At 70.3% G+C, this 23,593-nt stretch carries 24 protein-coding genes and 1 pseudogene; 14 read left to right on the top strand and 11 right to left on the bottom strand.

Annotated elements, in window-relative coordinates:
- Nucleotides 1-11 precede the first annotated feature (11 nt).
- The 6 genes from QFZ29_RS16315 to QFZ29_RS16340 all read right to left on the bottom strand — a co-directional run bounded on the left by QFZ29_RS16315 (nucleotide 12) and on the right by QFZ29_RS16340 (nucleotide 6,035).
- Nucleotides 12-1,682, bottom strand: a complete 1,671-nt coding sequence (locus tag QFZ29_RS16315) for a DUF5671 domain-containing protein (protein WP_306895086.1) — start codon at nucleotides 1,680-1,682, stop codon at nucleotides 12-14.
- Nucleotides 1,682-2,143 (bottom strand): hypothetical protein, encoded by a 462-nt coding sequence (locus tag QFZ29_RS16320; RefSeq protein ID WP_306895087.1) that lies wholly within the window; start codon nucleotides 2,141-2,143, stop codon nucleotides 1,682-1,684. Before QFZ29_RS16320 ends, QFZ29_RS16315 begins: the two co-directional genes overlap by 1 nt.
- A 192-nt stretch (nucleotides 2,144-2,335) precedes the next feature.
- Complete coding sequence (locus tag QFZ29_RS16325) at nucleotides 2,336-2,620, bottom strand: DUF4190 domain-containing protein (protein WP_306895088.1); 285 nt, start codon at nucleotides 2,618-2,620, stop codon at nucleotides 2,336-2,338.
- Between the two features lie 125 nt (nucleotides 2,621-2,745).
- Nucleotides 2,746-3,996, bottom strand: a complete 1,251-nt coding sequence (locus tag QFZ29_RS16330) for a sugar ABC transporter permease (protein WP_306895089.1) — start codon at nucleotides 3,994-3,996, stop codon at nucleotides 2,746-2,748.
- Nucleotides 3,993-4,781: an ATP-binding cassette domain-containing protein gene (locus tag QFZ29_RS16335; protein WP_306896774.1), complete on the bottom strand. Its 789-nt coding sequence runs from the start codon at nucleotides 4,779-4,781 to the stop codon at nucleotides 3,993-3,995. Before QFZ29_RS16335 ends, QFZ29_RS16330 begins: the two co-directional genes overlap by 4 nt.
- 174 nt (nucleotides 4,782-4,955) lie before the next feature.
- Nucleotides 4,956-6,035: a substrate-binding domain-containing protein gene (locus QFZ29_RS16340; RefSeq protein WP_306895090.1), complete on the bottom strand. Its 1,080-nt coding sequence runs from the start codon at nucleotides 6,033-6,035 to the stop codon at nucleotides 4,956-4,958.
- 216 nt (nucleotides 6,036-6,251) lie between these two features.
- Between QFZ29_RS16340 and QFZ29_RS16345 the strand changes: the two genes are divergently transcribed.
- The 5 genes from QFZ29_RS16345 (at nucleotide 6,252) to QFZ29_RS16365 (ending at nucleotide 11,899) form a co-directional block, all read left to right on the top strand.
- Nucleotides 6,252-7,058 carry a DeoR/GlpR family DNA-binding transcription regulator gene (locus QFZ29_RS16345; protein WP_306895091.1) on the top strand — a complete coding sequence of 269 codons (807 nt, stop codon included), beginning with the start codon at nucleotides 6,252-6,254 and terminating at the stop codon, nucleotides 7,056-7,058.
- 116 nt (nucleotides 7,059-7,174) lie between these two features.
- Nucleotides 7,175-8,239 (top strand): 2-hydroxyacid dehydrogenase, encoded by a 1,065-nt coding sequence (locus QFZ29_RS16350; RefSeq protein ID WP_306895093.1) that lies wholly within the window; start codon nucleotides 7,175-7,177, stop codon nucleotides 8,237-8,239.
- Nucleotides 8,236-9,756: an FGGY family carbohydrate kinase gene (locus QFZ29_RS16355; RefSeq protein ID WP_306895094.1), complete on the top strand. Its 1,521-nt coding sequence runs from the start codon at nucleotides 8,236-8,238 to the stop codon at nucleotides 9,754-9,756. Before QFZ29_RS16350 ends, QFZ29_RS16355 begins: the two co-directional genes overlap by 4 nt.
- Nucleotides 9,753-11,273, top strand: a complete 1,521-nt coding sequence (locus QFZ29_RS16360) for an FGGY-family carbohydrate kinase (protein ID WP_306895095.1) — start codon at nucleotides 9,753-9,755, stop codon at nucleotides 11,271-11,273. Before QFZ29_RS16355 ends, QFZ29_RS16360 begins: the two co-directional genes overlap by 4 nt.
- Nucleotides 11,270-11,899: a histidine phosphatase family protein gene (locus QFZ29_RS16365; RefSeq protein WP_306895096.1), complete on the top strand. Its 630-nt coding sequence runs from the start codon at nucleotides 11,270-11,272 to the stop codon at nucleotides 11,897-11,899. The genes QFZ29_RS16360 and QFZ29_RS16365 overlap by 4 nt, the downstream gene beginning before the upstream one ends.
- Before the next feature lie 114 nt (nucleotides 11,900-12,013).
- On the opposite strand, the gene QFZ29_RS16370 is transcribed toward QFZ29_RS16365, so the two are convergent.
- Entirely contained in the window at nucleotides 12,014-12,568 is a 555-nt protein-coding gene (locus QFZ29_RS16370) for a hypothetical protein (protein ID WP_306895097.1), read from the bottom strand.
- Nucleotides 12,569-12,914: 346 nt separating this feature from the next.
- Between QFZ29_RS16370 and QFZ29_RS16375 the strand changes: the two genes are divergently transcribed.
- Both QFZ29_RS16375 and QFZ29_RS16380 read left to right on the top strand, forming a co-directional pair.
- On the top strand, nucleotides 12,915-14,375 hold the full coding sequence (locus tag QFZ29_RS16375) for a DUF6421 family protein (protein WP_306895099.1): 1,461 nt from the start codon (nucleotides 12,915-12,917) through the stop codon (nucleotides 14,373-14,375).
- Complete coding sequence (locus QFZ29_RS16380) at nucleotides 14,368-15,039, top strand: SDR family NAD(P)-dependent oxidoreductase (RefSeq protein WP_306895101.1); 672 nt, start codon at nucleotides 14,368-14,370, stop codon at nucleotides 15,037-15,039. Before QFZ29_RS16375 ends, QFZ29_RS16380 begins: the two co-directional genes overlap by 8 nt.
- A gap of 23 nt (nucleotides 15,040-15,062) precedes the next feature.
- Here the strand turns inward: QFZ29_RS16380 and QFZ29_RS16385 are convergent, their stop codons facing one another.
- Both QFZ29_RS16385 and QFZ29_RS16390 read right to left on the bottom strand, forming a co-directional pair.
- Nucleotides 15,063-15,728, bottom strand: a complete 666-nt coding sequence (locus QFZ29_RS16385) for a hypothetical protein (protein WP_306895102.1) — start codon at nucleotides 15,726-15,728, stop codon at nucleotides 15,063-15,065.
- Nucleotides 15,729-15,849: 121 nt separating this feature from the next.
- Entirely contained in the window at nucleotides 15,850-17,196 is a 1,347-nt protein-coding gene (locus tag QFZ29_RS16390; RefSeq protein ID WP_306895104.1) for an MFS transporter, read from the bottom strand.
- A 145-nt stretch (nucleotides 17,197-17,341) separates the two neighbouring features.
- Here QFZ29_RS16390 and QFZ29_RS16395 point away from each other — a divergent pair, with 145 nt between their 5' ends.
- Nucleotides 17,342-17,692 carry a hypothetical protein gene (locus tag QFZ29_RS16395; RefSeq protein WP_306895105.1) on the top strand — a complete coding sequence of 117 codons (351 nt, stop codon included), beginning with the start codon at nucleotides 17,342-17,344 and terminating at the stop codon, nucleotides 17,690-17,692.
- Between the two features lie 113 nt (nucleotides 17,693-17,805).
- Here the strand turns inward: QFZ29_RS16395 and QFZ29_RS16400 are convergent, their stop codons facing one another.
- Entirely contained in the window at nucleotides 17,806-18,192 is a 387-nt protein-coding gene (locus QFZ29_RS16400; RefSeq protein ID WP_306895106.1) for a cupin domain-containing protein, read from the bottom strand.
- Nucleotides 18,193-18,274: 82 nt separating this feature from the next.
- Here QFZ29_RS16400 and QFZ29_RS16405 point away from each other — a divergent pair, with 82 nt between their 5' ends.
- The 3 genes from QFZ29_RS16405 to QFZ29_RS16415 are packed head-to-tail and all read left to right on the top strand — an operon-like array spanning nucleotide 18,275 to nucleotide 19,654.
- The gene (locus QFZ29_RS16405; RefSeq protein ID WP_306895107.1) at nucleotides 18,275-18,616 is read left to right on the top strand and encodes an ArsR/SmtB family transcription factor; all 342 of its coding nucleotides are present in this window, start codon (nucleotides 18,275-18,277) and stop codon (nucleotides 18,614-18,616) included.
- Nucleotides 18,609-19,076, top strand: coding sequence for an SRPBCC family protein (locus tag QFZ29_RS16410; RefSeq protein ID WP_306895109.1), 468 nt, complete (start codon nucleotides 18,609-18,611; stop codon nucleotides 19,074-19,076). The genes QFZ29_RS16405 and QFZ29_RS16410 overlap by 8 nt, the downstream gene beginning before the upstream one ends.
- Nucleotides 19,076-19,654 carry a dihydrofolate reductase family protein gene (locus QFZ29_RS16415; RefSeq protein ID WP_306895111.1) on the top strand — a complete coding sequence of 193 codons (579 nt, stop codon included), beginning with the start codon at nucleotides 19,076-19,078 and terminating at the stop codon, nucleotides 19,652-19,654. Before QFZ29_RS16410 ends, QFZ29_RS16415 begins: the two co-directional genes overlap by 1 nt.
- On the opposite strand, the gene QFZ29_RS16420 is transcribed toward QFZ29_RS16415, so the two are convergent.
- Complete coding sequence (locus QFZ29_RS16420; protein ID WP_306896776.1) at nucleotides 19,639-21,033, bottom strand: MFS transporter; 1,395 nt, start codon at nucleotides 21,031-21,033, stop codon at nucleotides 19,639-19,641. The genes QFZ29_RS16415 and QFZ29_RS16420 overlap by 16 nt on opposite strands.
- Before the next feature lie 238 nt (nucleotides 21,034-21,271).
- On the opposite strand from QFZ29_RS16420, the pseudogene QFZ29_RS16425 reads away from it, so the two are divergent.
- The 3 genes and pseudogenes from QFZ29_RS16425 to QFZ29_RS16435 all read left to right on the top strand — a co-directional run.
- Nucleotides 21,272-21,688, top strand: a pseudogene (locus QFZ29_RS16425) (ABC transporter ATP-binding protein); the annotation flags it as partial.
- Between the two features lie 75 nt (nucleotides 21,689-21,763).
- Nucleotides 21,764-22,840, top strand: coding sequence for a threonine aldolase family protein (locus tag QFZ29_RS16430; RefSeq protein ID WP_306895112.1), 1,077 nt, complete (start codon nucleotides 21,764-21,766; stop codon nucleotides 22,838-22,840).
- A 135-nt stretch (nucleotides 22,841-22,975) separates the two neighbouring features.
- Nucleotides 22,976-23,569, top strand: a complete 594-nt coding sequence (locus QFZ29_RS16435) for a nitroreductase family protein (protein ID WP_306895114.1) — start codon at nucleotides 22,976-22,978, stop codon at nucleotides 23,567-23,569.
- Nucleotides 23,570-23,593: the final 24 nt, after the last annotated feature.

Here is a 23,593-nt window from a genome sequence, read left to right on the forward strand (position 1 = left end):
AAGCCGCCGACTCAGTCCGCGAGGCGCACGACCTCGACGCGACTCCCGGGGCCGGCAAGCACGAGCACGCGCTTGCCGGTCACGCCCTCGAGCGCGCCGGCGAGCGCTGCGGCATCCGGACCAGAACCCGGTTCGTCGAGCGAGCGCCAGACGGCGACCGACGCGCCTGTGGCATCCGCTATCGCCTGCTCGAGTGCGACGGCGTCGCCGGAGGTCACGAGGATGACCCGCCCGATCCGTCGCGCAGGCGCCAGGCCCTCGGCGGCGATCACCGAGCGGTCGCGCCGCCAGAGCGCGAAGTGGTAGCCGAACACGAGCCCGGTCGCGACGAGGAGGCCGAACGGCGCGCGCACCTCGTCGACGAGGCTGGCCGTCGTCGTGGGATCGAGCCCGAACTCGAACAGCAGGTAGCCGACCACGAGCACGGTGATGAGCGCCACGATGGCGCTGATGCCGAACACGGCGATGAGGTACACGCGGCGACCGGTGGAGCCGACCTCCGCTGCTTCGACTCGCCGGGCGGGCTTCCAGTTGAGCCACCAGACCGGTCCGCCGATGACGAGCGCGCTGATGCCGCCGAGGAGGAGCGAGCGGGTGTCGGATGCCGCGAGGGGGCTGACGAGCGCGGCGAGCGTCGCGTTGATGATGACGCCGATTCCCGACGCGGCCGCCACGAGGCCGAGACCCGACATGACGAGCGCGCCGGCACGACGCGTGCCCGCCGAGTGCCCGGCCACGATGCCGCGGTGGTAGACCCACACGAGAGCGCCGACGGATGCCGCGGCGAGCGCCGTTCCCAGTGGGCGGAGGATCTCGCTCGCCGGGTCACTCGGGTCGAAAGCGAGCCGCAGCAGCACGAAGAGCACGGTGCCGAGTCCGGCGAGCATCACGAAGCCGGCCCACAGCACGCCGATGACGACGAGCGCCACTCGGGCGAGGCCGGCGTCGAGTCGCCTGGCATCGTCGCGGAACCAGTGCCACGACCAGATCGCCGCGCCGGCCACGGCCCAGATGAGCGACTCGAGCGGCGCCTGCCACCACGTGGTGCCGGCGAACACCTGCTCGGAGGCTCGCCGAATCGCCGTGTCGAAGAGCGAACCGAGTGCGGTCACGCCGCCACCGATGCCGATGATGAGGCCGTACACCGAGGCGGTGACGACGGGCACCGTGCCCAGCCTGATCGGGCCCCTGGCCGGATGCCGCCACATCCATCGGTGCCAGGCCCACACGAGAGCCCACACCACGCCGATGGAGAAGTCCCCCGGACGCCACCCGTCGCCCACGAGCGACGACAACGTGCCCACGAGCGCCGAGGTCGCCACGACGAGCGACACCGGGTACATGAGGGCGAGGTAGAGGCCCCATGCCAGCGACGACCGCTCCGAGTCATCCGTGAGCCGGCGCCACACCACCCACCAGAGCAGCGCCGCGAGCGGCCCTCCGATGAGCATGAAGGCGAGCGACAGCGCAAGGCCCGCATTGCCGCCGGCGGTGAGCGGAGTGCCGGTCTCGAGCAGCCGCGCGAGGAGGCCGCTCAGGCCGACGGCGGCGATCGTGACCAGTACGAAGAGGAGCGTGTAGACGATGAGGCGCCGCACGGTACGTTGCGCCGAACCCGTGACCGGGCTCGGGCCCGGGCCGGGGCCGGGGCCTGGTCCGGCGGGGAGTGTCGTGGCGGTCATCACTGCACCACCTTCGGAGCGCAGACCGAGAGCGACCACGGGGCCGACTCGATGAGCCAGCCTCCGTCGGCCGCGACGAGGTCGAACACGGCCTCCTCCTCGTACTCCGACGATCCGAACAGGCCGCCGTCGTACGACGTGACCATGAGCACGTTCACGTCGGCCGAGTCGTCGCGTTCCGTGGTGGAGACGAGGGTCACCCGCATGCCGTCGACGGGGCCGATCGCCGTGCGCTCGCAGGAGTCGGCGAGCTCGGGAACCAGGTACTCCATGGCGACCGCCTCATCGCCCTCGATCACCGCGGCCGAGTAGCGCTGCACGACGCCCTCGGGCGTGGACTCGTCGAGGGGTTCGGGCTCACCGCTCGCGAACACGACGATCAGCGCCACGATCACCAGCACGCCGATCACGCCGAGGATGACGATGAGGGTGCGGTCGGGCTTCGCCACCGAGGATTCCATGCTCCACATCATGGCGCGGCGTGGCGGCCGGCGACAGCATGAATGCCTGCGCACATGGAAGCGGGGCCCTCGTCGTCGGACGCCGGCCAGCGCCGGAGACGCCAACGGAGTCCCCGTCCGGCCTGGCCGATCGGGGACTCCGTGTGCGTGAAACCTCGGTGGAACCTCCCTGGAACCTCGGGAGCCGAGGGCCTAGTAGGTCGTGAGCTCCGGGTTCGCCGCGACGAGCGCGATGCCCGCGATCACCCAGATGATGATGAAGACGAGCGACACGAAGCCGATGATGATCGCAGCGAGGGCGAGGCCGCGGCCGCGCTCACCGGTCTTCTTCACCTGGTTGAGGCCGATGAAGCCGAGCACGATCGCGATGACGTTGAAGCCGACGAGCGACAGCACGAAGGCGACGATCGAGAGGACATTCCACTTCTCGGCGGGCGCCGACTGAGCGGGGACGGGAGCGGGCGCGGGAGTAGTCATGAGGGTTCCTTGCTGTGTTTGAGATCGGCGAACTGCCGAACGCATACTGGCAGCGCTCGCGTGCCGCTGTCAATGGAAAGCGGTGCCCATGTGCCGGCGCTGTGCCGTCAGCGCCGGCCGCCCGGTCAAGCGCGACCGTGCGAACTGCGGGAGCGACGGGCGACCGCATCGAGCGCGACCGCGATGAGCACGACGGCGCCGGTCACCATGTAGCGGATCGACGAGTCGAGGTTGAGCAGGGTCAAGCCGCTCGAGATCGACTGGATGACGAGGATGCCGAGCAGCGCCGCGAACGCCGATCCGCGCCCGCCGAACAGGCTCGTGCCGCCGATCACAGCCGCAGCGATCGCGTTGAGGTTGACGTCGCCGCCGCCGCTCGATTGCGCGGCCGATGCGAGTCGCCCGGCCGCGAGCAGGCCGCCGACCGCGGCAAGGGTCGTGCACGCGATGAACGCCGACGTATAGATCGCGGTGATACGGATGCCGGAGCGCCGCGCCGCCTCCCGGTTGCCGCCGACCGCGAAGAGCGAGCGGCCCCAGCTCGTGCGGGTGAGGGCGTAGTTCGCGAACAGCACGAGCGCGACGAAGAAGACGACCATCCAGCCGACCCCCCGCGCCTGGTAGAGGTACCAGACCGCGAAGGCGAGCAGCACGGCGAGCAGGCCGGCGCGGATGAGGATCAGGCTCAGCGCGGGCGCCGAGAGGCCGGCGTTTCGGCGGATGCGGGCGCGGAGTATCCCGCCGATGAGCACCGCCGCGGCGGCGAGCGCGATGAACGCGTAGGCGAGCCATTGGGGCACGAAGGCGAGCTGGCCGAAGTAGACGAGGGGCGAGTCGAACGGCAGGTTGATCGTGCCCTTCGGGCCGAGCACGAACAGCTGCAGTCCGAGGAACCCGAGGAGCCCGGCGAGCGTGATGACGAACGAGGGCACGCCGATCCGGTTGTAGATGAAGCCGTAGGCGAACCCGATCACGACCGCGATGCCGACGGCTGCCGCGATGGCGAGCGGCAGGGGCCAGCGGTTGTCGATGAAGTTGATCGCCATGATGGCGGCGGCGAGGCCGCTCACGGATCCCACCGAGAGGTCGATCTCGCCGACGAGCAGCACGAAGACGATCCCGAGTGCGATGACGCCGACCGGGGCCGACTCCATGAGGAGGTTCGTGAGATTGCCGCTGGAGAGGAAGTACGGGTTCAGCACCTGGAAGATGGTCCAGATGATCGCGAGCCCGGCGATGACGGGCAGGAACCCGAGATCGCCACCCCGGATGCGGTCGATGCCCGCACGGATGGCGCCGCCCACGCCCGTGTCGGCACGGAGCCGCTCGTCCTGGAGGTCGGTGGGGGTCGGGCTGGGGGTGGTTGTGGTGGTCATCGTTCCGCGTCCTCGGTGGTGATGGCGTCGGTGGTCGGGGATGCCGCGTCGCCCCGGGAGCGTCGGCGCGTGACGGCGTTGTCGGTTGCGCCGGTGATGGCGGAGATGATCTCCTCGGTCGAGACGTCGCCGACCCGGAACTCGCCGTTGTTGCGGCCAAGTCGCAACACGACGACGCGATCGGCGACGGCCTTCACGTCCTCCATGTTGTGGCTGATGAGGATGACGGCATGCCCGCGTTCGCGCAGCCGCTCGATGAGGTTCAGCACCTCGGCCGTCTGCGCGACGCCGAGCGCTGCAGTGGGCTCGTCGAGGATGATGAGCTTCGGGTCGCCGAGGAGCGAGCGAGCGATCGCGACGGTCTGGCGCTGGCCGCCCGAGAGCGAGGCGATCGGGATTCGCACCGACGGGATCTTCGCCGAGAGCTGCCGCAGCAGCTCCCAGGCGCGCACCTCCATGCCCACCTCGTCGAGCCGCAACGGGCGCCGCTCGCGGCCGAGGAAGAGGTTCTGCACGACGTCGAGGTTGTCGCAGAGGGCGAGGTCCTGGAACACCGTGGCGATGCCGCGCTCGAGCGCAGCCATCGGGGTCGGCAGGGTCACCCGCTCACCGCCGAAGTCGATCGTGCCCGAGTCGGGCGCGTGCACGCCCGAGAGCACCTTGACGAGGGTGGACTTGCCGGCGCCGTTGTCGCCGACGATCGCGACGACCTCGCTCGAATCGACGTCGAGGTCGATGTCGGTGAGGGCGGCCACGGCTCCGAAGCTCTTCGAGATCCCCCGCATCGAGAGCACGGTATGGATGTTCGGGCTGGCGCCGTCCGGCGCGGCCGCGGTGTCGGTTGCGGTGCTTGCGTTCACGGGGTGACCTCTTCGTCGGTGCGATGCGGTGGGGTGTGAGTCGGGTGGGTGAATCCGCCCGGATGCCGCCCGCGACGTGCGCGGGCGGCATCCGATGTATCAGGCGATGCCGAGCGCCTCGCACGCGGCAGCGTACTCGGCGGTGCATACCTCGTCGACGGTGTAGATCTCGCCGTCGAAGATGATCTCCTTGACGTTCTCCTGCGTCACGACCTCGGGCGTGAACAACTGGGAGGGGGTGTCGAAGAGCGTCGTCTCGCCCTCGGGCGGGTTGCCCGTGAGGAAGGCGTAGGCGACTTCGGCCGCCGCCTCGGCGACGATGCGGATCGGCTTCGAGATGGTGTTGTACTGGTCGCCGGCGATGATGCGCTGGATCGCGGCGATCTCGGCGTCGTTGCCCGTGACGGGTGGCGTCGGCGTGACGCCGGCCGCCTTGAAGGCCGCGATGGATCCGCCGCCCGTTCCGTCGTTCGCCGCCACGACCCCGACGATCTGCGGGCCGAACTGCGTGATCTGGCCCGAGACCCAGTCCTGTGCCTTCTGCGGCTCCCAACCGGGGGTGTCGAACTCGGCGAGTACCTCGAAGTCGCTCGAGTCGACGCCCGTGTGGATGCCCTTCTTGATGAGCTGGGCGGCGTCGTCGGTCGACGAGCCGTTGACGATGAGCACCCCTCCGCTCGCGCCGGCCGCCGCGAGGCCTTCGACGAGCGAGGTGCTGATGAGCTCGCCGATGCCCTCGTTGTCGAATGACACGTAGTAGTCGGCGGGGGTGTCGACGATGGGGCGGTCGTACGTGATGACCGGGATGTTCTGAGACTGGGCGTTCACGACGATGGATGCCGCGGCCTTCGTGTCGACCGCGTCGAGCACGATGACCTTCACGCCCTGCGCGATCGCCGAGTCCGCCTGCTGCTGCTGCTTCGCGGGGTCGGAGTCGGCGTTCTGGTAGATGATCTCGCAGTCGGGGCAGAGCTCCTCCATCTTCGCCGTGAAGAGCGGGCTGTCCTGCTGCTCGTACCTGGTCGACGCGAGGTCGGGCATGAGGAAGGCGATCTTGCCGGATGCCGCACCGTCGCCGGTGCCGCCGGAGCCGGTGGTGTCGGCCGCACATGCTGCGAGCGCCGTGACGAGCGTGATGGACCCGAGTACTGCTGCGAGTCGCTTTTGGGATTTCTTCATTGAATCTCCTCGGTGGGTCCCCGGGGCGGGGAGGATGTCCGGTGCAAGGGCGGCCCTGTGGTGTCGCGACGCATTCACTGGGCCGTTGCCGGGAACTCTACCAAACCGCGCGTTATAACTGTCAACTTGTTTGGTAGATCGGGTTTTCGTCGATACCCGGTGCTGGTCGTTCTCTCGATCGGCTTGGTAAAGTTCGGCAGGCTCGAAGGAGGACCCATGAGTTCGAACAGCAACGGCCCGTCCTCGCGCAGCGCACGGCAACGGATGATCCTCGATCACGTGCTCACCGCCGGCTCCGCCACCGCGGCGGAGCTCGCCGAGCTCACGGGACGCAGCCTGATGACCGTGCACCGCGATCTCGAAGACCTCGCGGCCCGCCAGCTCGTGCGGAAGTTCCACGGCGGCGTCTCGGCGCTCCCGACGAGCGTGTTCGAGTCGAGTTCGGAGTTCCGCATGCACCGCCGGGCCGAGGAGAAGGCTGCGCTCGCCCAGGTCGCCCAGTCGTTCGTCGAACCGGGCATGGCCATCATGCTCGACGACTCCACGACGGTGCTCGCGCTCGCCGGACTGCTGAAGGACAAGGCTCCGCTCACGGTCGTCTCCAACTACCGGCAGGTGCTCGAGGAGCTCCGTGAAGCGCCCGACGTGCACCTCATCATGATCGGCGGGGCCTACTCGCGCACTCACGATTCGTTCATCGGCCCGCCCGACCAGACGAACCTCGAGGCCTACGCGGTCGACGTCGCGTTCCAGTCGACGTCGACGATGGACGAGCGCATGACCTACCACCAGGAGCAGGACGTCGTGAGCATGAAGCGCGTGATGCTGCAGACCGGCCGGCGCCGCGTGCTCATGATGGACGGCTCGAAGGTCGGGCACACCTCCCTCCACCGCTTCGTGCCGATCGCGGAGTTCACGGACGTGATCCTCACCGACGATGTCGACCCCGCCATGGTCGAGCGCATCGGCGACCACGCCACCGTGCACGTTGCGGCGATCCCCTCACGCGGGGTCATCCGGTGACCCTTCATCACCACCGCCCCCACCACGACTGGTAAAAATAACATCCTGCGTGTTACGCTCGGCACGATTCGACCGATGCACCATGCACGGTCTGCTGCACTGCAGGAAGGCGCGCAATGACGCACATCTTGATCGCGGGCGACCACTTCGTCACCCCTGGACTGTTCAGGGCCGCGCTCGACCGCGAGCTGCCCGAGACCGAATCGCCGCGGTACACCGAGCTCACCCTGCCGTGGCCGCACGAGCCCTTCGGCGACGTCGCGAGCGTGCACGAGGCGAGCGGCACCGTCGACGAGACGATCGCCGCACTCGACGGCGTCGACATCGCCGTGACGCAGATGGCGCCGTTCACCGAAGAGGTGTTCGCCGCCAGTCCGGCACTCCGCTTCATCGGCGTGTGCCGCGGCGGCCCTGTCAACGTCGACCTCGAGGCCGCGACGGCAGCAGGGGTGCTCGTGACCTTCGCCCCCGGACGCAACGCCCAGGCGGCGGCCGAGTTCACGATCGGCCTCATCCTCGCGGCCATGCGCGGCATCCCGATGACGGATGCCGCGCTGAAGCAGGGCGACTGGCGCGGCGACCACTACGCGTGGGAGAACGTCGGGGGCGAGCTCGGCGGCGCCACCGTGGGACTCGTGGGGTACGGCGCGATCGGTCGTATCGTCGCCCGGATCCTCCGCGCGTTCGGCGCTCACGTGCTCGCATTCGATCCCTACGCAGATCCGGCGGCGCTCGTGTCCGACGGCGTGGCGACCGTGGAGCTCGACGACCTCCTCCGGCGCAGCTCGGTCGTGAGCCTGCACGCCCGGCTCACGAGCGAGACCCGGCACCTCATCGATCGGCGCGCACTCGACCTGATGCCCGAGGGCGCCGTGCTCGTGAACTCGGCCCGCGGAGGCCTTCTCGACTACGCCCCGCTCCCCGAGCTGCTGCGCTCCGGGCGCCTCGGCGGGCTCGCCCTCGACGTGTACGACGTCGAGCCGCCCCCCGCCGACTGGCCGCTCTTCAGCGCCCCGAACGTCGTCGTGTCGCCGCACCTCGCGGGTGCCACCCGCCAGACGGCGATGCGCGCGGCCGACATCGTCGCGGGCGACGTCGCCGACTTCGTCGCCGGCCGCACTCCAGAGCACCTCGCCAATCCCGCGGTGCTCGAGCGGCTGCGGCCAGGAGTCGCGCGATGACGACCGCCACTACGGGCACGACCCCCACCGCCGCCACCCTGTGCGTCGACGCCGGCACGACGCTCATCAAGGCCGTCGTCTTCGACGATGCCGGCCGGGAGCTCGTCGTCACGCGGCGCACCACCGCGATCCGCTCCCCGCGTCCGGGCTGGTCCGAGCAGGACATGCACGAAGTGCTCGGCGCGGTGCTCGAGTGCGTCGAGGAGGCCGCACGCCAGTCGCCCCTGCCGATCGACGCGCTCGCCCTCACCGCCCAGGGCGACGGCGCCTGGATGCTCGATACCGCGGGCCTCCCGGTCGGGAACGCCGTGCTGTGGAACGACGCGCGCGCGCACGACGTCATCGATCGATGGACTCGCGACGGCGTGCTCGAGGCGGCGTTCCGCACCAACGGCTCCCTCGGCAACCTCGGCCTGCCGCACGCGATCCTCGCGTGGACCCGTGCGAACGACCCGTCGGCGCTCGACGGCGTCGCCGAGGTCACGACGTGCGGCAGCTGGATCTTCGGTTCGCTCACGGGAACGCACGGGCTGCACGCGTCGGAGGCATCCGCGCCGTGGCTCGACATCGCCACGGGAACGATCTCCGACGACCTCCTCGAACTCTATGGACTCACCGACGTGCGATCGCTCGTGCCCGCGGTGCTGCACGACGACGAACTCACCCAGCCGCTCCTGCCCGAGATCGCCGAGCGACTCGGCCTCCCCGCAGGCATCCCCGTGACCCTTGCCGCCTACGACGTCGTGTCGACGGCCTTCGGCGGCGGCTCGGTCGCACCGGGCTCGGCGTTCTGCATCCTCGGCACGACGCTCTGCACGGGCATCCTCCTCGACGCCCCCGACACCACCGGCGAACCCTCGGGGCTCACCCTCCTCGACGGTCGCGCTGATGCCGTCGTACGGGCGTTCCCGACGCTCGCGGGCACGGGCGTCATCGAGTGGATGCGCGCGCTCCTCGGCCTCGCCGACGCCGCCGAGCTCACCACCCTCGCGGGCGAAGCGGAGCCCGGGGCATCCGGGGTGCGCGTCTGGCCGTACTTCTCTCCGGCCGGCGAGCGGGCGCCCTTCCTCGACCCGGCCGCACGCGGCGTCATCGCGGGCATGTCGTTCGAGCACACCCGGGCCGACCTCGCGCGAGCCACGGTGGAAGGGCTCGCGCACGTCATCCGCGACTGCCTCGCGGCATCCGGCGCATCGCCGTCGGAGCTCGTGCTCTCGGGCGGAGGCTCAGCGAGCGACCTCTGGTGCCGGAGCATCGCCGACATCACGGGCGTGCCAACGCGGCGCGTCGACGGCACCCAGGTGGGCGCGAAGGGCGCGCTGCTCGCCGCGCTCGTGGCCTCGGGTCGCTACTCCTCGCTCGCCGACGCAGCGGACGCGCTCGTCGCGACGAGCGGGATCTTCGAACCGGATGCCTCACGCCGCGCGTTCTTCGACGAGCGCCACGACGACTTCCTCGCCACCCGCGCTGCACTCGCTGAGCGGTGGACCGCCTGGGCCGCGGAGCCGCGCCGTTGAGCGAGCCGGCCTGGGTTGGCGTCGATCTCGGCACGCAGAGCGTGCGTGCGATCGCCCTTGACGACGAGGGCCGCAGCCTCGCCTCGGCGTCGTCGCCGCTGCGCAGTTCGCGGCACGGCGGCCGGCACGAGCAGGACGCCGAGCAGTGGTGGTCGGCCATCGTGTCGGTGCTCGGCGACGTGACCTCGCAGCTGCCGACCGGGGTGGAAGTGCGAGCGGTCGCCGTCTCGGGAACCTCGGGCACCGTGGTCCCGGTCGACGCCGCTTCCGGCCGCGCGACCGGACCGGCCGTCATGTACGACGACCGCCGGGGCGCGCCGCACCTCGACCGGGTGGCGGCCGCGGGGTCCGCCGTCTGGACCCGACTCGGCTACCGCATGCAGGCGTCGTGGGCGCTGCCCAAGCTCCTGGCCATGCTCGAGGAGGGCGCGCTGCCGCGGGGCAGCGCGATCGCCCACCAGCCCGACGTGATCACGAGCCGGCTCGCGGGGCACCCGATGCCGAGCGACCTGAGCTCGGCCCTGAAATCGGGTGCCGACCTCGATACGGTCTCCTGGCCGATCTCGGTGTTCGAGGAGCTCGGCCTCGACGTCGAGCGGATGCCGCAGCTCGCGCCCTCAGGCGCGCTGGTCGGCGAGGTGAGCGACGCCGCCTCGCGCGAGACGGGCCTGCCCGCCGGCTGCGCGATCGTGGCCGGCATGACCGACGGCTGCGCCGCCCAGATCGCCGCCGGAGCACTCGCGCCGGGCGCCTGGAACTCCGTGCTCGGGACGACCCTCGTGCTGAAGGGCGTGGCGCTCGAGCGCCGCGTCGACCCGAGCGGTGCCGTGTACTCGCACCGCGCGCCGTTCGGCTCCGGCTGGTACCCGGGCGGCGCCTCGAGCACGGGCGCGGGAGCGATCTCGGCGTGGCTGCCGGGCCGCGACCTCAACGCGCTGACGGGGGCCTTCGACGCCGGTGCTCCGCCGCCCGTTGCCTACCCGCTCGTCGGGAGCGGCGAGCGATTCCCGTTCGTCTCGTCTCACGCCGAGGCCTTCCTGCCGGGCGACGGTGATGACGCCTCGCTGTTCGCGGCGATCCTGCACGGGGTCGCGTTCGTCGAGCGCCTCGCCTTCGATCTCCTCGCCGCGACGGGTTACGACGTGAACGGACCCGTGCTCGTCACGGGCGGGGGCGCGCGCAATCCCGTGTGGACGCAGCTCCGTGCCGATGTGCTCGGCCGGCCCGTGCACCTGCCCGAGCACGGCGAGGGCGCGGCCGGGATGGCCGTGCTCGCCGCCGCGGGCGCCACCGCCGCTTCAGACGCAAGCACTCGTGCAAGCGCAGGCGCGACCTCCGACGACCCGCTTGCAGCAGCAGCGGAACGGATGCTCCGGCCGCCGCGCATCGTGCCCGCCGCCGCGGATCGACACGAGCGCCTGATGCCCGCGTACAACCGGTTCGTCGACGAGCTCGACGCGCGCGGCTGGATCGGCGCGGAGCTCGCGGCATCCGCACGGGAACGGAGCATCCGATGACGACCGTTCACCTCGCACGCCACGGCGAGACGACCTGGCACGCGGAGAACCGCTACGCGGGTTCGAGCGACGTGCCCCTCACCCCTCTCGGCCGGGAGCAGGGGGCCGCGCTCGCCCGGTGGGCCGCGGAAGCCGGCATCGACGTGGTGGCGACCTCCGACCTCTCGCGAGCGGTCGAGACGGGCGACGCGGCCGCGAAGCTGCTCGGCGTCGACCTCGTGATCGATGCCCGGCTGCGCGAGGTCGACTTCGGTTCCGGCGAGGGCCTCACGCGCGCCGAGATGACCGAGCTCTTCCCCGAGCAGCTCGCCGCGTTCGTCGCCGCACCGGCCTCATCGCCGCTTCCGGGTGGCGAACCCGGCGCGGCGGCGGTCGCGCGCGGGCTCGACGCCGTCGCCGGGCTCACGCGGGTCGCCGGTGCCGACGGCACGGTGCTCGTGGTGGCGCACTCGACGCTCATCCGGCTCGTGCTGTGCTGCGTGCTCGGGCTGCCGCTCGACGAGTACCGGAGGCGCTTCCCCGGTCTCGCGAACACCGCCGTGACCACGGTCGAGCTTCCGTCGGCCGCCGACGCCGCCGCGCTCGTCGAACGAGGGGCGCTCATCAGGTTCAACGTGCCCCTGTGAGACTCGGCCGCGAATCACCTCGATCGGCGACACGACAGCCACTCGCGCACATGGACGGGCGCGGTGTCATCATCGACACACCGCGCCCGTCAGCGGGAGATTCCCGATCGCCGGTCAGCGTGGGCCTCCGAGTGGCGACAGGTAGTCGTCGACGGGCACCGGTGCGCTGCCCTTCAGCTCGCGCTTCGCTGCATCGCTCCATGCCTCGGCGTACTCGCTGAGGCGCGCGCCCTGCATCTCTGCAGCGGTCACGCTGGCAGCTGCGTATGCCTCCGCGTACGCGCTGAGACGCCTGCCCTGCGTGTCTGCTGCACTCTCGGCGACCGGTGCGTTTCCCTTCAGCTCGCGCTTCGCTGCGTCACTGAACGGCTGCTCGACCGTGGTCGGTGCGCTGCCCTTCAACTCACGGATCGCCTCGGCGCTGAACGGCTGCTCGACCGTGGTCGGTGCGCTGCCCTTCAACTCACGGATCGCCTCGGCGCTGAACGGCTGCGACGAGAAGGCGTCCTTGTCGATGACGTGGCCACGTGCGAGACCCATGGCCGCGGCGTTGGCCAGCGGCTTCAGGTTGTCGTTCACCTGGCTCTCCACGGCTGCTCCAGCGCAACCGCTCAGGAGTACTGCGAGCGACCCGATGACGAGCACCGGTGCCGCTTTCCTTGTGTTCATGGTTCCATTCCTTTCGAGTGGGATGCCCTGAAGGTATGCGCGACGCGGGCGCGCGGAATCCGGGGAGCCCCGGCCCTCGACCTCGGAATTTTCCTGAGACTTCCTCAGTGTCGACGCCGCGCGACCACTCCGAACAGAGCCTCCCCACCCTGAGAGCCCTCGCGCGGCGCGGGCGTTGCGCGGAGCGGCGAAGTCCGCCGCGAAATCCTGCGTGCGCGCAAGAAGGCTGCACCGGGCCGCAACACATCGCGGGAAGCTTGCACCTAGCCTTGATGCAGGGCCGATCGGCCGCATCACCCCGCATCGCGCCGCACGCGCGGGCACGCAACCGGGAACGGAGGTTCACATGTCGAGCACCACCAGTGTCGACGCCATCATCGGCGAACCCGAGGTTCTCGAAGACGAGATCACGGCCACGCAGCTCGCCCTCGCCGAGGGCGTCGAGCACGACCCGGCATGGCTCCGCCTCAAGGAGTCGGCGACCGCGCTGCAGGCGCTGCAGGTGAAAGACGGCTCGGTTCCCGACGAGGGCGACCGGCCCGCGGCATCCGACCTCGTCGACGCCATCGTCGAGTCGATCCAGGCGCTCGCACCGCGATTCCCGCACCAGGCGGCGTACGTCGCGGCATCCGTGCAGGACTTCCGGCGCTGGCAGGCCGGGGGTCTCGGCGTGCCCGACTTCCTCGACTCGCTCCAGGAGTTCCAGCCGCAGCGGCATCGCATCGACGGCATCCGTCATCTCGTGGTCTTCCCCATGTACACGCAGAACGGGTCGACCGACCGGCACGTCGAGGCACTCGTGGTCGAGACGATCTGGCCCGAGTTCATCGCCGCGCTCGAGGCGGGCGACTACTCGAACAAGCTCTTCGTGAGCCTTCGCTTCGTGGACTTCACGCCTGGATACGACACCAACTCGGCGGTGCTCTTCCCCGAGACCGTCGCGATGCGCGAGATTCCCGCGTTCACGTGGGGGGCGATCTTCCAGGATCGCGAGGCCGCGCGGTACCGTACCGTCGTGCGCGCGGCATCCGAGATCACGAAGCTCGACGTTCCCGACGACGCTGCGCGCCTGCTCGACGACCAGGAGCTCGCCGAGCGCACGTTCGTGATGTGGGACATCATCCACGACCGCACGCACATGCGCGGCGACCTGCCGTTCGACCCGTTCATGATCAAGCAGCGCATGCCGTTCTTCCTCTACTCGCTCGAGGAGCTGCGGTGCGACCTCACCGCGTTCCGAGAGTCGGTGAAGATCACGCGGGCCCTGCGCGCCCGCGTCGCCGGGGGCGAGACGCTCAGCGCGCTCGAGGGCGAGATGCTCGAGCACGCGACCCTCGTGCAGTACGCCGTGATCTTCGACCGGATCTTCCGGTTCGCGATCACGGGCTCGCGCGTGCGCAACTACGACGGGCTCGGCGGGCAGCTGCTCTTCGCGTGGCTGCACCAGAAGGGCGTGCTCGAGTGGACGGATGTCTCGCTGAGCTTCGACTGGGACGCCGTGCCCGACGCCGTCGTGGCGCTCGGTGACGCGATCGACGAGCTGTACTGGAAGTCGATCGACCGCCCGAAGACGGCGCACTGGCTCGCAGCGTACGAACTCGTGCGCAGCGTGCTGACGCCGAATCCGGCGTCGGTGTGGGCCGCCGGCCTGCCCCGCGAGGTGCTCGCCGGCCCGCCAAAGGGCTACACCGACCTCGTGATGGACGACGAGTTCCCGCTCTCGATGTTCTACGAGGCGCTCGACAAGAAGATGAAGCCGGTCATCGAGTCGACCGTCGGCATCACGGGATCGCGGGCCGATGGCTGAGGTGGGCGTGACCGGTCGCACGGTGCTCGTCACCGGAGCGACCGGCGCGTCCGGCCGCATCGTCGTTCGCGCGCTGCTCGACGCGGGCGCGCGAGTCATCGCGATCGGCAGCGATGAGGACCGCCTCGGCGCCCTCGAAGACGAGCTGCCCGGCGCCATCGGTGAGCACGCCGATCTCACCGACGTCGACGACGTGCTCGAGCTCGCGATGCGCGTGCACGCCAGGGTGGGCGACATCGACGGGATCATCCACCTCGTCGGCGGATGGCGCGGTGGCGGCGGCATCCCGGGCCAGAGCGACGAGGACTACCGATTCCTCGAGCGCTCGTTCACCGCGCTGCGGCACGTGAGCCGGGCATTCTGGGACGACCTGCTCGCCTCCCATGCCGGTCGCATCGCGATCGTCTCCTCGACGACGGTCGCCGCTCCCACCGCGGGCGGGGCGAACTACGCCGCCGTCAAGGCCGCGAGCGAGTCGTGGATGCGATCGCTCGCGCACGGTTTCACGGCGGCCGGGGAGGGGGGCGGCGCGACGGCCGCGGCGGTCACGTTCCGCGTGCGCGCGCTCGCGGGGCTCGAAGACCGGCTCGCGACCTCCGTCGTCGACCTCTGGCGAGCGGATGCCGCGACGCTCAACGGAACCGTGACGGAACTCACCGCCTGACCCGGGACGCTCGTCGCGGCGGCTCAGCTCGCGCCGGCCGAAGCGTGCACGGCGTAGCCCCAGCAGCCGGCGTCTTCCCAGCGGTAGTCGTCGCCCGTTCCGGTGTTGCCGTCGAGCGCGAGCTCCCACGCTGCGGCCTGCGCCTCGGTGAGGCCGGTCGGCATGCCGGGGTGGGTGCCGGTCGAATGATCGGTGTTCCACCATTCCCACATGACGTAGCCCTGGCCGGCACCGGCCATGCAGTCGCGCACGAGCCGCTGAAACGCGAGCCACGCCTCCTGCTCGGCCTCGGACGGAGTCGCCTCTGGGGCGGCGTCGGGATCGGGAGTGCCGTCGAGATCGGGCGTCGGAGTCGGCGCGGGCGTGGGCGTCGGGGTCGGGGTCGGGGTGGGCTCCGGAGTCGGCGTCGGAGTCGGCTCAGGAGCCGGAGCCGGAGCCGGCGTCGGCTCGGGGCTCGGCGGTGCAGCGTCGTCGGTGTCCGCCTCGTCGACGGGCGCAGCCGCGTCGGGAGCGACCTCGCCGTCAGGGCCCTCGACGACGCCGAATCGGTCGGTCGCCACGGGAGCCGGCTGCACGTAGCGGGCGTCTTCACGGATCGGCGCGCCAGTCGTGGCTGCAGCGACCCCCACGAACACCGCGCCGATGAGCAGGGCCATCGCGGTGACGCTCGCCAGCATGACCTTTCGCACCGCGCACCCCCAAGTTCGCCTGCACCGGTCGGCCCCTCGGCCGTTCGGCGTGTCCGGTCATGTTACACGGTTGACCCGCGAACGGGGGGCTTGACGGTGACGCGGACGTGAACGGCGACGGTCAGGCGGATGACGCCGGCGGCGCCCCTGGGGCGGCATCGGGGGCGGCATCGGGCGCGGCATCGGATTCGGGCTCCGACGCGACGCCGGTCGAGACATCCGACGCCGATCCCTGCCGCCGGCTCGCGATCAGGAACGGCACCGCGATGAGGTCGATGAGCCCGCCGATCAGGAGTGATCCCGGGTAGCCGTAGACGTCGGCCGAGCGCCCGAGCACCGGCTGGATCACGACGCCGCCCGCGCTGCCGAGGAGCGAGTCGAACGAGAGCACCGTCGCCCGATGGCTCGATGGGATCATGTCGTTCAGGTAGGCCTGCCGCACCGGTCCGGCCGCGGCGAACACGAGGCCCCACAGCGCAAGCAGCACGATCGCGACCCAGAAGCTGCGGTTCAGGCCCAACACCACGAGGATCAACGCGCTCGAGATGGTGGCGATGATGATCGTCGTCGTGCGCTTGCGGAACAGGCGGCGCACGCTCGGCGCGAGCCATCCGCCCGCGATCTGTGCGCCGGCGACGATCGCGGCGGCGAGACCGGCGATGGAGTAGGCGCCCTCGTCTCCCCAGAGCTCGAGCAGGTACGGCTGCAGCGCATAGAACACGTAGATGCCGACGCCAGCGCTGAAGCACGACGCGAGCATCACGTAGCGCACCGGCGGGTTGCCGAGCCCGTGCCTGACGGATGCCTGGAACACCTCGCGCGTCGCCCGCAGCGGGTTGGCCCGCCCGGCTGGCGTGAAGCCGAGGTCTCTCATGACGACGGCGGCGACGATGAACATCACGATGAGAATGCCCGCGCGCACGAGGAACGGCACGCCGAGGTCGGTCACCTGCGCGAGCACTCCGCCCAGCACCGAGCCGCCGAGCATCGCCGCGCCGGATGCCGCCTGGCCGCGGCCGAACACCTTCTCGAGGCTGCCACGGTAGCCCGTGGCGTGCAGCGCGTCGACGAGCCACGCCTCGACCGCCCCCGAGAAGAACGTGAAGCCGAGCCCGAGCAGCACCGAGACGACCGCCCAGGCCCAGAACGGCGCCGACACGACCCACATCAGGTAGTAGAGGAAGGTCGTCACGGACAGAGTCACGGTGCCGAGCAGGTACGACACGCGCCGGCCCCAAGTGTCGGCGACCACGCCCGTCGGCACCTCGAAGAGCACCATGCCGACGGTGAAGAACGCGTTGGCGGCGAAGGCCTCGAGATTCGTGAGGCCCGCATCGAGGAGGAACAGCGTGTTGATTCCCCAGATGAAGGATGCCGCGAGCGTGTTGCCGACCAGGAGCGTGAAGTAGATCGACTGCACGCGGCGGGCGGCCGGGTTGGGCGCGGCGGGCGCGGCGGATTGGCTCATGTGCTCCCCCGACGGCTCATGGATTCATCTTGCTCGACTCGACGCGTCACGCCAAGAGGCGCGGCGTGCGTCACGCGCGCGCCGCGGCCGGGTCTCCGCCGCGCGACGGATCCGCTCGGGTGACACCCGCCGATACCGTTGGATCATGTCCGAAATCGCGGCATCGCCCGTCATCGACGGGGTCGAATGGGTGCGCCCCCGCCCGGATCGCCTGGGGCTCCGCCGCGATCTCGTGGTCGCGCTCGTGCTCGCCGCCGGCACGGCCGGGAGGGTCGTGCTCTATCGCGCCACCGGCTTCGGCGAGGGCGCGCCGTGGTGGGGGTCGGCGCTCTGGGTCTGGAACCTCATCTTCTACTCGGCCGTACAGGACTACCTGCCCGAGCTCTCGCGCGGCGGCGACGGGCCGCTCTCGCCGTACCTCGCCTACGGGCTCATCAATGTGATCACCAACCTGCTCTCCTTCGGCGCGTGCTCGGCGGTCTGGTGGCGCGGCTGACAAAGCGCCTCCTGCCGAAATGCAGGGGATTCAGCGCCATGACCCCCTATTCAGCACCTATGACACGGATTCCCCTGCGTTCGGCGGGCGAGGCGATCTCGGGCCGTCGCGATTCAGTCGAGGCCGATGTCCTGCAGGGGGGCGGTGCGCTCGCTCGGAGAGTCGCCCGTGTTGACGGTGCCCTGCGGCTCGATGAGCAGCGCCGAGACCTCGCCGTCGGCGCGCGGGCAGTGCTCGACGCCCCGCGGCACGACGTACACGTCGTTCGGTCCGAGCTCGACGTCGCCGTCGCGGAGCTGGATGGTGAGGCGGCCAGAGATCACGAGGAAGAGCTCGTCGGTGTCGGGATGCGAGTGCCAGGTGAACTCGCCCTGCGCCTTGAAGACCTTCACGTCGTAGTCGTTCACGGTCACGAGCCGGCGCGGAGCCCAGTGCTCGGTGAACGCGTCGAGGGTCGCGGTGAGGTTTCGCACGTCGGAGTTTCGCAGCTCGGAGCTCATGCACCCATTGTGCGCCGAGGGTTGACGGAGCCGGCATCCCGCGTTACGTTTAAGGAAATCCTTACATAAGGAGTTGCTTACCTTGGCCGATTCGCCCGACGAGCTCAGCCGGGTGTTCCAGGCGCTCGCCGATCCGACGCGACGCGAGATCCTCTCGCGCCTCCGCGACGGCTCGATGACCGTCGGCGCACTCGCCGAGCCCTTCGCGATGAGCCGCCCCGCGATCTCGCAGCACCTCAAGGTGCTCGAGCGGGCAGGCCTCATCGAGCGCACCGCCTCGGCACAGTGGCGCACGTGCACCCTTCGCACCGAACCGCTCGACGAGGCATCCGCCTGGGTCGATCGCCACCGCGGCGAGTGGGCCGAGCGCTTCGACCTGCTCGATGAGCGACTCCGCGAACTGAAAGGGAAGACGGATGCCTGAACAGACCGCCACGAGCGAGCAGCAGTTCACCATCACGCGGGTCTTCGACGCACCCCGCGCGGCCATCTGGCGGGCGTGGACCGATCCCGACGAGGCCGCCACGTGGTGGCACCCTCGAGGGGTCACCACTCCACGCGAATCGGTCGAGATCGACGTGCGCCCCGGAGGCCGCTACCGGTACACGATGATCGCACCCGACGGCACCGAGTACCCAACCGCGGGCGTCTACCGCGAGGTCGTCGAGCCCGAGCGACTCGTCTTCACGTGGGGGTCGCCCGGCGATGCCGACGACGTCGCACCGCTCATCACGGTGACCCTCGCCGAGCTCGGCGACCGAACGGAGATGACCTTCCACCTCGACGGCATCGCGGGCGTGCCCGGCGACGAGAACGTCTACGACGGCTGGAGCGAGGCGTTCGACGTGCTCGTCGAGCGGCTCGACGAAGGAAGGCAAGGCTGATGGGACGCCTCATCGTCGAGCAGGTCGTCACCGCCGACGGCTACGCGTCCGACCTCGAGGGTGGCATCGAGTTCTTCGAGGCGCTCGTGCGGCCCGGCGAGAACGGCGAGGTCGACCTCAACGACGCCGAGCAGCTCGACTACGTCTCGCAGGCCGACGCGATCCTCTTCGGCGCCACGACCTACCGCATGTTCGCCGACTACTGGCCGGCGGTCGACCCGAAGGTCGAGCAGGTCGCAGAGCTCATCAACCGGCTGCCGAAGTTCGTGGTCTCGAACACGCTGACGGAAGCGCCGTGGGGCGACGGACGAATCGAGATCCTCCGCGGCGACGGCGCCGAGGCCGCCGCCGCACTGAAGGAGCGCTTCAAGGCCGTCATCGTGTGGGGAAGCCTCACCCTCGCCGACGCGCTGCTTCGCGCAGGACTCGTCGACGAGCTGCACCTGCGCATCGTGCCGGTGCTCCTCGGCGACGGCCGCTCGTTCATCCCGGCCGACGTCGGCGACCGCCGGCTCGAGCTCGACCACGTCGAGGCGAGGCCGGGCGGCGTCGTCAGCCTCCGCTACGTCGTGCGCTGAGTCGACGCGGGGTCGGATGCCTCGGGCTCGCCCTCCGGCTCCCCGGCCTCGCCCTCGACATGCGTCTCGCCCTCCGGCTCCTCGGGCTCAGCGCCCTGGTACTCCGCCGACAGCAGGCGGTAGGAGCGCGTGCCGAACGCGATGAGGGCCATCGCGACCATGATGAGCCCGGAGAAGAAGAACACGAGCGCGATGCCGCGGGCGTCACCCTCGCCGAGCAGCCATCCCCAGGTCGCTCGCCCGTCGGCGGAGTCCATGTAGGGGATGATCCAGAACTGGGCGATGGGGGCGATGAGGAACGCCGTGATCGGCGCGGCCGCCGCCTCGAACGCCTGCGCGAAGCCGAAGACGCGGCCCTGGCGACGGAACGGCACGACCTTCTGGATGACGGTCTGCTCGGCCGCCTCGACCACCGGGATCAGCGTCATGTAGAGCCAGATGCCGAGCGCGTACAGCAGCCACCACTCACGGATGGTGAACAGCGCACCGAGCAGCCCCATGATGACGACGACGAGCAGCATCGTGCGGATCGGGTTGCGACCCAGCCCCCATTTCGCGATCACGAGTCCACCGATGATGAACCCCGTCGCGGTGACGCCGAGCACGACACCCCACGCCTCCACCGGGAAGAGCGTCAGGCCGTACGGGTCCATCAGTGCGATGTAGACACCGCCGATGAAGTTGTTGAAGGTCGAGAACAGGATGAGGGCGAACAGTCCGGGCGCGGCCCGGATCGCGGAGATGCTGCCCTTCAGGTCGATCGGCGGCGGCCGCTCGCCATCGGCGACCGGGTGGTCCTCGGGAATGCGAACGAAGAACAGGTGCACGAGCGCGACGAGGGTCGCCGCGATTGCGATCGCGAGGGTCCAGCCCATGCCGACGAAGCCGATGGCGAGCCCGCTGAACACGCTCGTGACGATGAACGCGAGCCCCTGAACCGTGCCGACCATGCCGTTCGCGTTCGCGTGCCGCTCCTCGGGCACGAGCAGGGTGACTGTGGTCGACAGCGCGATGTTGCGCATGTTCTCGACGACCGAGCCGAAGAGGATGATGCCGGAGAACAGCCAGAACCACGGCCCGCGGAGATCGACGAGCGTGGATTCGGGATGCGCCAGGTACAGGAGCCCGGCCACGATGAACGAGCCGAGGGTGATGACGCTCGAGAGCACCATGACCCGGTGCTTGCGGTGGCGGTCGACGATCGTGCCGAAGAGGATCGAGAACACGGCGATGAGGAGCATGTACGCACCGCCGATGATGCCGGTCGCGAGCACCGAGCGGGTCTCGAGGTACACCCAGAACGTGAGCGCGAACCAGAGGAAGCTCGTCGTGACGTTCGCGATCATCGTGTTCGCGAGCACGTGCAGGAACATCCGCATGCCGCCCGGCGGAGGCGACACGGCGGTAGACGACGTGGGGGTCGACGTCGATGTCGACGCTTCCCCCGCCTCGGATCCGTTGAATCCGTTGGTCACCGTGCGATCCTAACCAGCGGCAGCGACATCCGGAAGCCCCCTCCGCGTCCGCTGCGCGACGCCGCGCGACGGAGCACGACGGAGCACGAGAACCCATCGTGCGGCGGATGCCCCGGCCACGCGGCATCCGTAGCGTGGAGCCATGCTCGAACTCCATGACGTCAGCAAGCGCTACGGCGACCGGCCCGCCCTCGATGCGGTGAGCTTCACCGCCGGCGACGGCCGCCTCACGGGATTCGTCGGCGGCAACGGCGCCGGCAAGACCACCGCGATGCGCATCATCCTCGGCGTGCTCGCCGCCGACTCGGGCAGCGTCACCCTCGGCGGCATGCCGCTCGGCGAGTCGCTCTCGCTCGGCAACCAGCAGCGCGCGCAGATCGCGGCGGCGCTCGTGCATCGCCCAGAGGTGCTCGTGCTCGACGAGCCGTTCTCCGGGCTCGACCCGATGGCCGTCGAGACGGTGCAGGGCGTGCTCGCCGACGTCGCGGCATCCGGCGCCCCAGTGCTCTTCTCGTCGCACCAGCTCGACATCGTCGAGGCGACGAGCAACTCGCTGCTGAAGACGGGTGCGCGTGTGAAGCTCGCCGAGGCGCTCCGCGGCTGAGCGGATGCCGGCGGGTGGGAGGATGGTTCGGTGACCGAGCAGCTCCATGACACCGCCGTCCGCGGCTTCGCCTCCGACAACTACTCCGGGGTGCACCCCGAGGTGCTCGCCGCGATCGCCACGGCGAACGGCGGGCACCAGGTGGCCTATGGCGAAGACGTCTACACCGACCGCCTGCAAGAGGTGTTCGCGCAGCACTTCGGCGAGGGCGTCGAGGTCTTCCCCGTCTTCAACGGCACGGGCGCGAACGTCACGGGGCTCCAGTCGATGCTGCCCCGCTGGGGCGCGGTCATCAGCGCGACCACCGCGCACATCAACTCCGACGAGGGCGGGGCGCCCGAGCGCGTCGGCGGCATCAAGCTGCTCACGGTGCCGACGCCCGGCGGCAAGCTCACCCCCGAGCTCATCGACCGCGAGGCGTGGGGCTGGGGCGACGAGCACCGCGCGCAGCCGCTCGTCGTGTCGATCACGCAGACCACCGAGCTCGGCACGGCCTACACGGCCGATGAGATCCGCACGATCGCCGACCACGCGCACGAGCGCGGCATGAAGCTGCACATGGACGGCGCCCGCGCCTCGAACGCCGCGGCATCCCTCGGCCTCCCCCTGCGCGCCTTCACGCGCGACGCCGGCGTCGACGTGCTGAGCTTCGGCGGCACCAAGAACGGCGCGCTCGGCGCCGAGGCGATCGTGGTGCTGAACCCCGAGGCATCCGAGGGCCTGAAGTTCCTGCGCAAGCTCAACATGCAGCTCGCGTCGAAGATGCGGTTCGTCTCGGCGCAGCTCATCACGCTGCTCGAGGGCGACCTCTGGCTCGAGAGCGCCGGGCACGCGAACGCGATGGCGCGGCGCTTGCGCGACGCGCTCGATGCGGGCATCGCCGCCGGCGACCTGCCCGGCCTCGGCTTCACGCAGCAGACCCAGTCGAACGGCGTGTTCGCGACGCTTCCGGCCGGCGTCGCCGACCGGCTTCGCGAGCGTGGCTTCCGGTTCTACGACTGGGATGCCGCGAAGGGCGAGGTGCGCTGGATGTGCTCGTTCGACACGAGCGAGGCCGACATCGACGCGTTCGTCGCCGGCATCCGCGAGGAGCTCGCGCGCGCGTAAGCGGCTTGGGCCCGCGAACGGGCGCCCTCGCCTGAGAATATGCATAATCATGGAATAGCGGATGCCACGGCACGTTGCATCACGCGGGACGATGGCGCCCCGGCACCCGTTCATCCCCATGAAAGCTGTGATCGCATGACGCTCATCACCGATGTCACCTCCCGCAACGCCCAGACCGAGGCCCCGCTCATCACCCCGCTCGTCGAGCGCTGGAGCCCGCGCGCCTACGACCCGACCGCCGAGGTCGACCCCGCCGTGATCCGAACGATCCTCGAGGCCGCGCGCTGGGCGCCGTCGGCGAACAACACCCAGCCGTGGCGCTTCATCGTCGCGCGTCGCGGCAGTGACGCGTTCACCACGGTGCACGACGCGATGGCGGGCTTCAACAAGGCGTGGGCCGACTCGGCCGCCGTGCTCATCGTGAACGTCGCCGAGATCATCGACACCGAGGGCGAGGCACGCCCGTGGGCCCGCTACGACCTCGGCCAGGCGGTCGCCCACCTCACGGTGCAGGCGCAGCACGAGGGCCTGCACACCCACCAGCTGGGCGGGTTCGACGCCGCGAGGCTCCACGCCGAGTTCGACCTCGACGCGCGCTTCGAGGTCGTGTCGATCACCGCGATCGGCGTGCTCGGCGACCTCGACACCCTGCCCGACGTACTGCGCGAGCGCGAGGTCGCGCCGCGCCTGCGCAAGCCGCTCGAGGAGCTCGTGCTCGCCGGCGAGTGACGGCGGGCGTTTCCGAAGCGCTCG

It is taken from the genome of Agromyces albus, from assembly GCF_030815405.1.
In the GTDB taxonomy this organism is placed as follows: domain Bacteria; phylum Actinomycetota; class Actinomycetes; order Actinomycetales; family Microbacteriaceae; genus Agromyces; species Agromyces albus_A.

Bases quoted from the DNA above. Each gene is read 5' to 3' on its own strand.
- QFZ29_RS16355 (WP_306895094.1), top strand. From the start codon at position 8,236: ATGACGACCGCCACTACGGGCACGACCCCCACCGCCGCCACCCTGTGC.
- QFZ29_RS16345 (WP_306895091.1), top strand. From the start codon at position 6,252: ATGAGTTCGAACAGCAACGGCCCGTCCTCGCGCAGCGCACGGCAACGG.
- QFZ29_RS16350 (WP_306895093.1), top strand. From the start codon at position 7,175: ATGACGCACATCTTGATCGCGGGCGACCACTTCGTCACCCCTGGACTG.
- QFZ29_RS16390 (WP_306895104.1), bottom strand. From the start codon at position 17,196: ATGAGCCAATCCGCCGCGCCCGCCGCGCCCAACCCGGCCGCCCGCCGC.
- QFZ29_RS16315 (WP_306895086.1), bottom strand. From the start codon at position 1,682: ATGACCGCCACGACACTCCCCGCCGGACCAGGCCCCGGCCCCGGCCCG.
- QFZ29_RS16375 (WP_306895099.1), top strand. From the start codon at position 12,915: ATGTCGAGCACCACCAGTGTCGACGCCATCATCGGCGAACCCGAGGTT.
- QFZ29_RS16380 (WP_306895101.1), top strand. From the start codon at position 14,368: ATGGCTGAGGTGGGCGTGACCGGTCGCACGGTGCTCGTCACCGGAGCG.
- QFZ29_RS16400 (WP_306895106.1), bottom strand. From the start codon at position 18,192: ATGAGCTCCGAGCTGCGAAACTCCGACGTGCGAAACCTCACCGCGACC.
- QFZ29_RS16340 (WP_306895090.1), bottom strand. From the start codon at position 6,035: ATGAAGAAATCCCAAAAGCGACTCGCAGCAGTACTCGGGTCCATCACG.
- QFZ29_RS16395 (WP_306895105.1), top strand. From the start codon at position 17,342: ATGTCCGAAATCGCGGCATCGCCCGTCATCGACGGGGTCGAATGGGTG.
- QFZ29_RS16410 (WP_306895109.1), top strand. From the start codon at position 18,609: ATGCCTGAACAGACCGCCACGAGCGAGCAGCAGTTCACCATCACGCGG.
- QFZ29_RS16435 (WP_306895114.1), top strand. From the start codon at position 22,976: ATGACGCTCATCACCGATGTCACCTCCCGCAACGCCCAGACCGAGGCC.
- QFZ29_RS16330 (WP_306895089.1), bottom strand. From the start codon at position 3,996: ATGACCACCACAACCACCCCCAGCCCGACCCCCACCGACCTCCAGGAC.
- QFZ29_RS16420 (WP_306896776.1), bottom strand. From the start codon at position 21,033: ATGCGGATGTTCCTGCACGTGCTCGCGAACACGATGATCGCGAACGTC.
- QFZ29_RS16365 (WP_306895096.1), top strand. From the start codon at position 11,270: ATGACGACCGTTCACCTCGCACGCCACGGCGAGACGACCTGGCACGCG.
- QFZ29_RS16335 (WP_306896774.1), bottom strand. From the start codon at position 4,781: ATGCGGGGGATCTCGAAGAGCTTCGGAGCCGTGGCCGCCCTCACCGAC.
- QFZ29_RS16325 (WP_306895088.1), bottom strand. From the start codon at position 2,620: ATGACTACTCCCGCGCCCGCTCCCGTCCCCGCTCAGTCGGCGCCCGCC.
- QFZ29_RS16320 (WP_306895087.1), bottom strand. From the start codon at position 2,143: ATGGAATCCTCGGTGGCGAAGCCCGACCGCACCCTCATCGTCATCCTC.
- QFZ29_RS16370 (WP_306895097.1), bottom strand. From the start codon at position 12,568: ATGAACACAAGGAAAGCGGCACCGGTGCTCGTCATCGGGTCGCTCGCA.
- QFZ29_RS16415 (WP_306895111.1), top strand. From the start codon at position 19,076: ATGGGACGCCTCATCGTCGAGCAGGTCGTCACCGCCGACGGCTACGCG.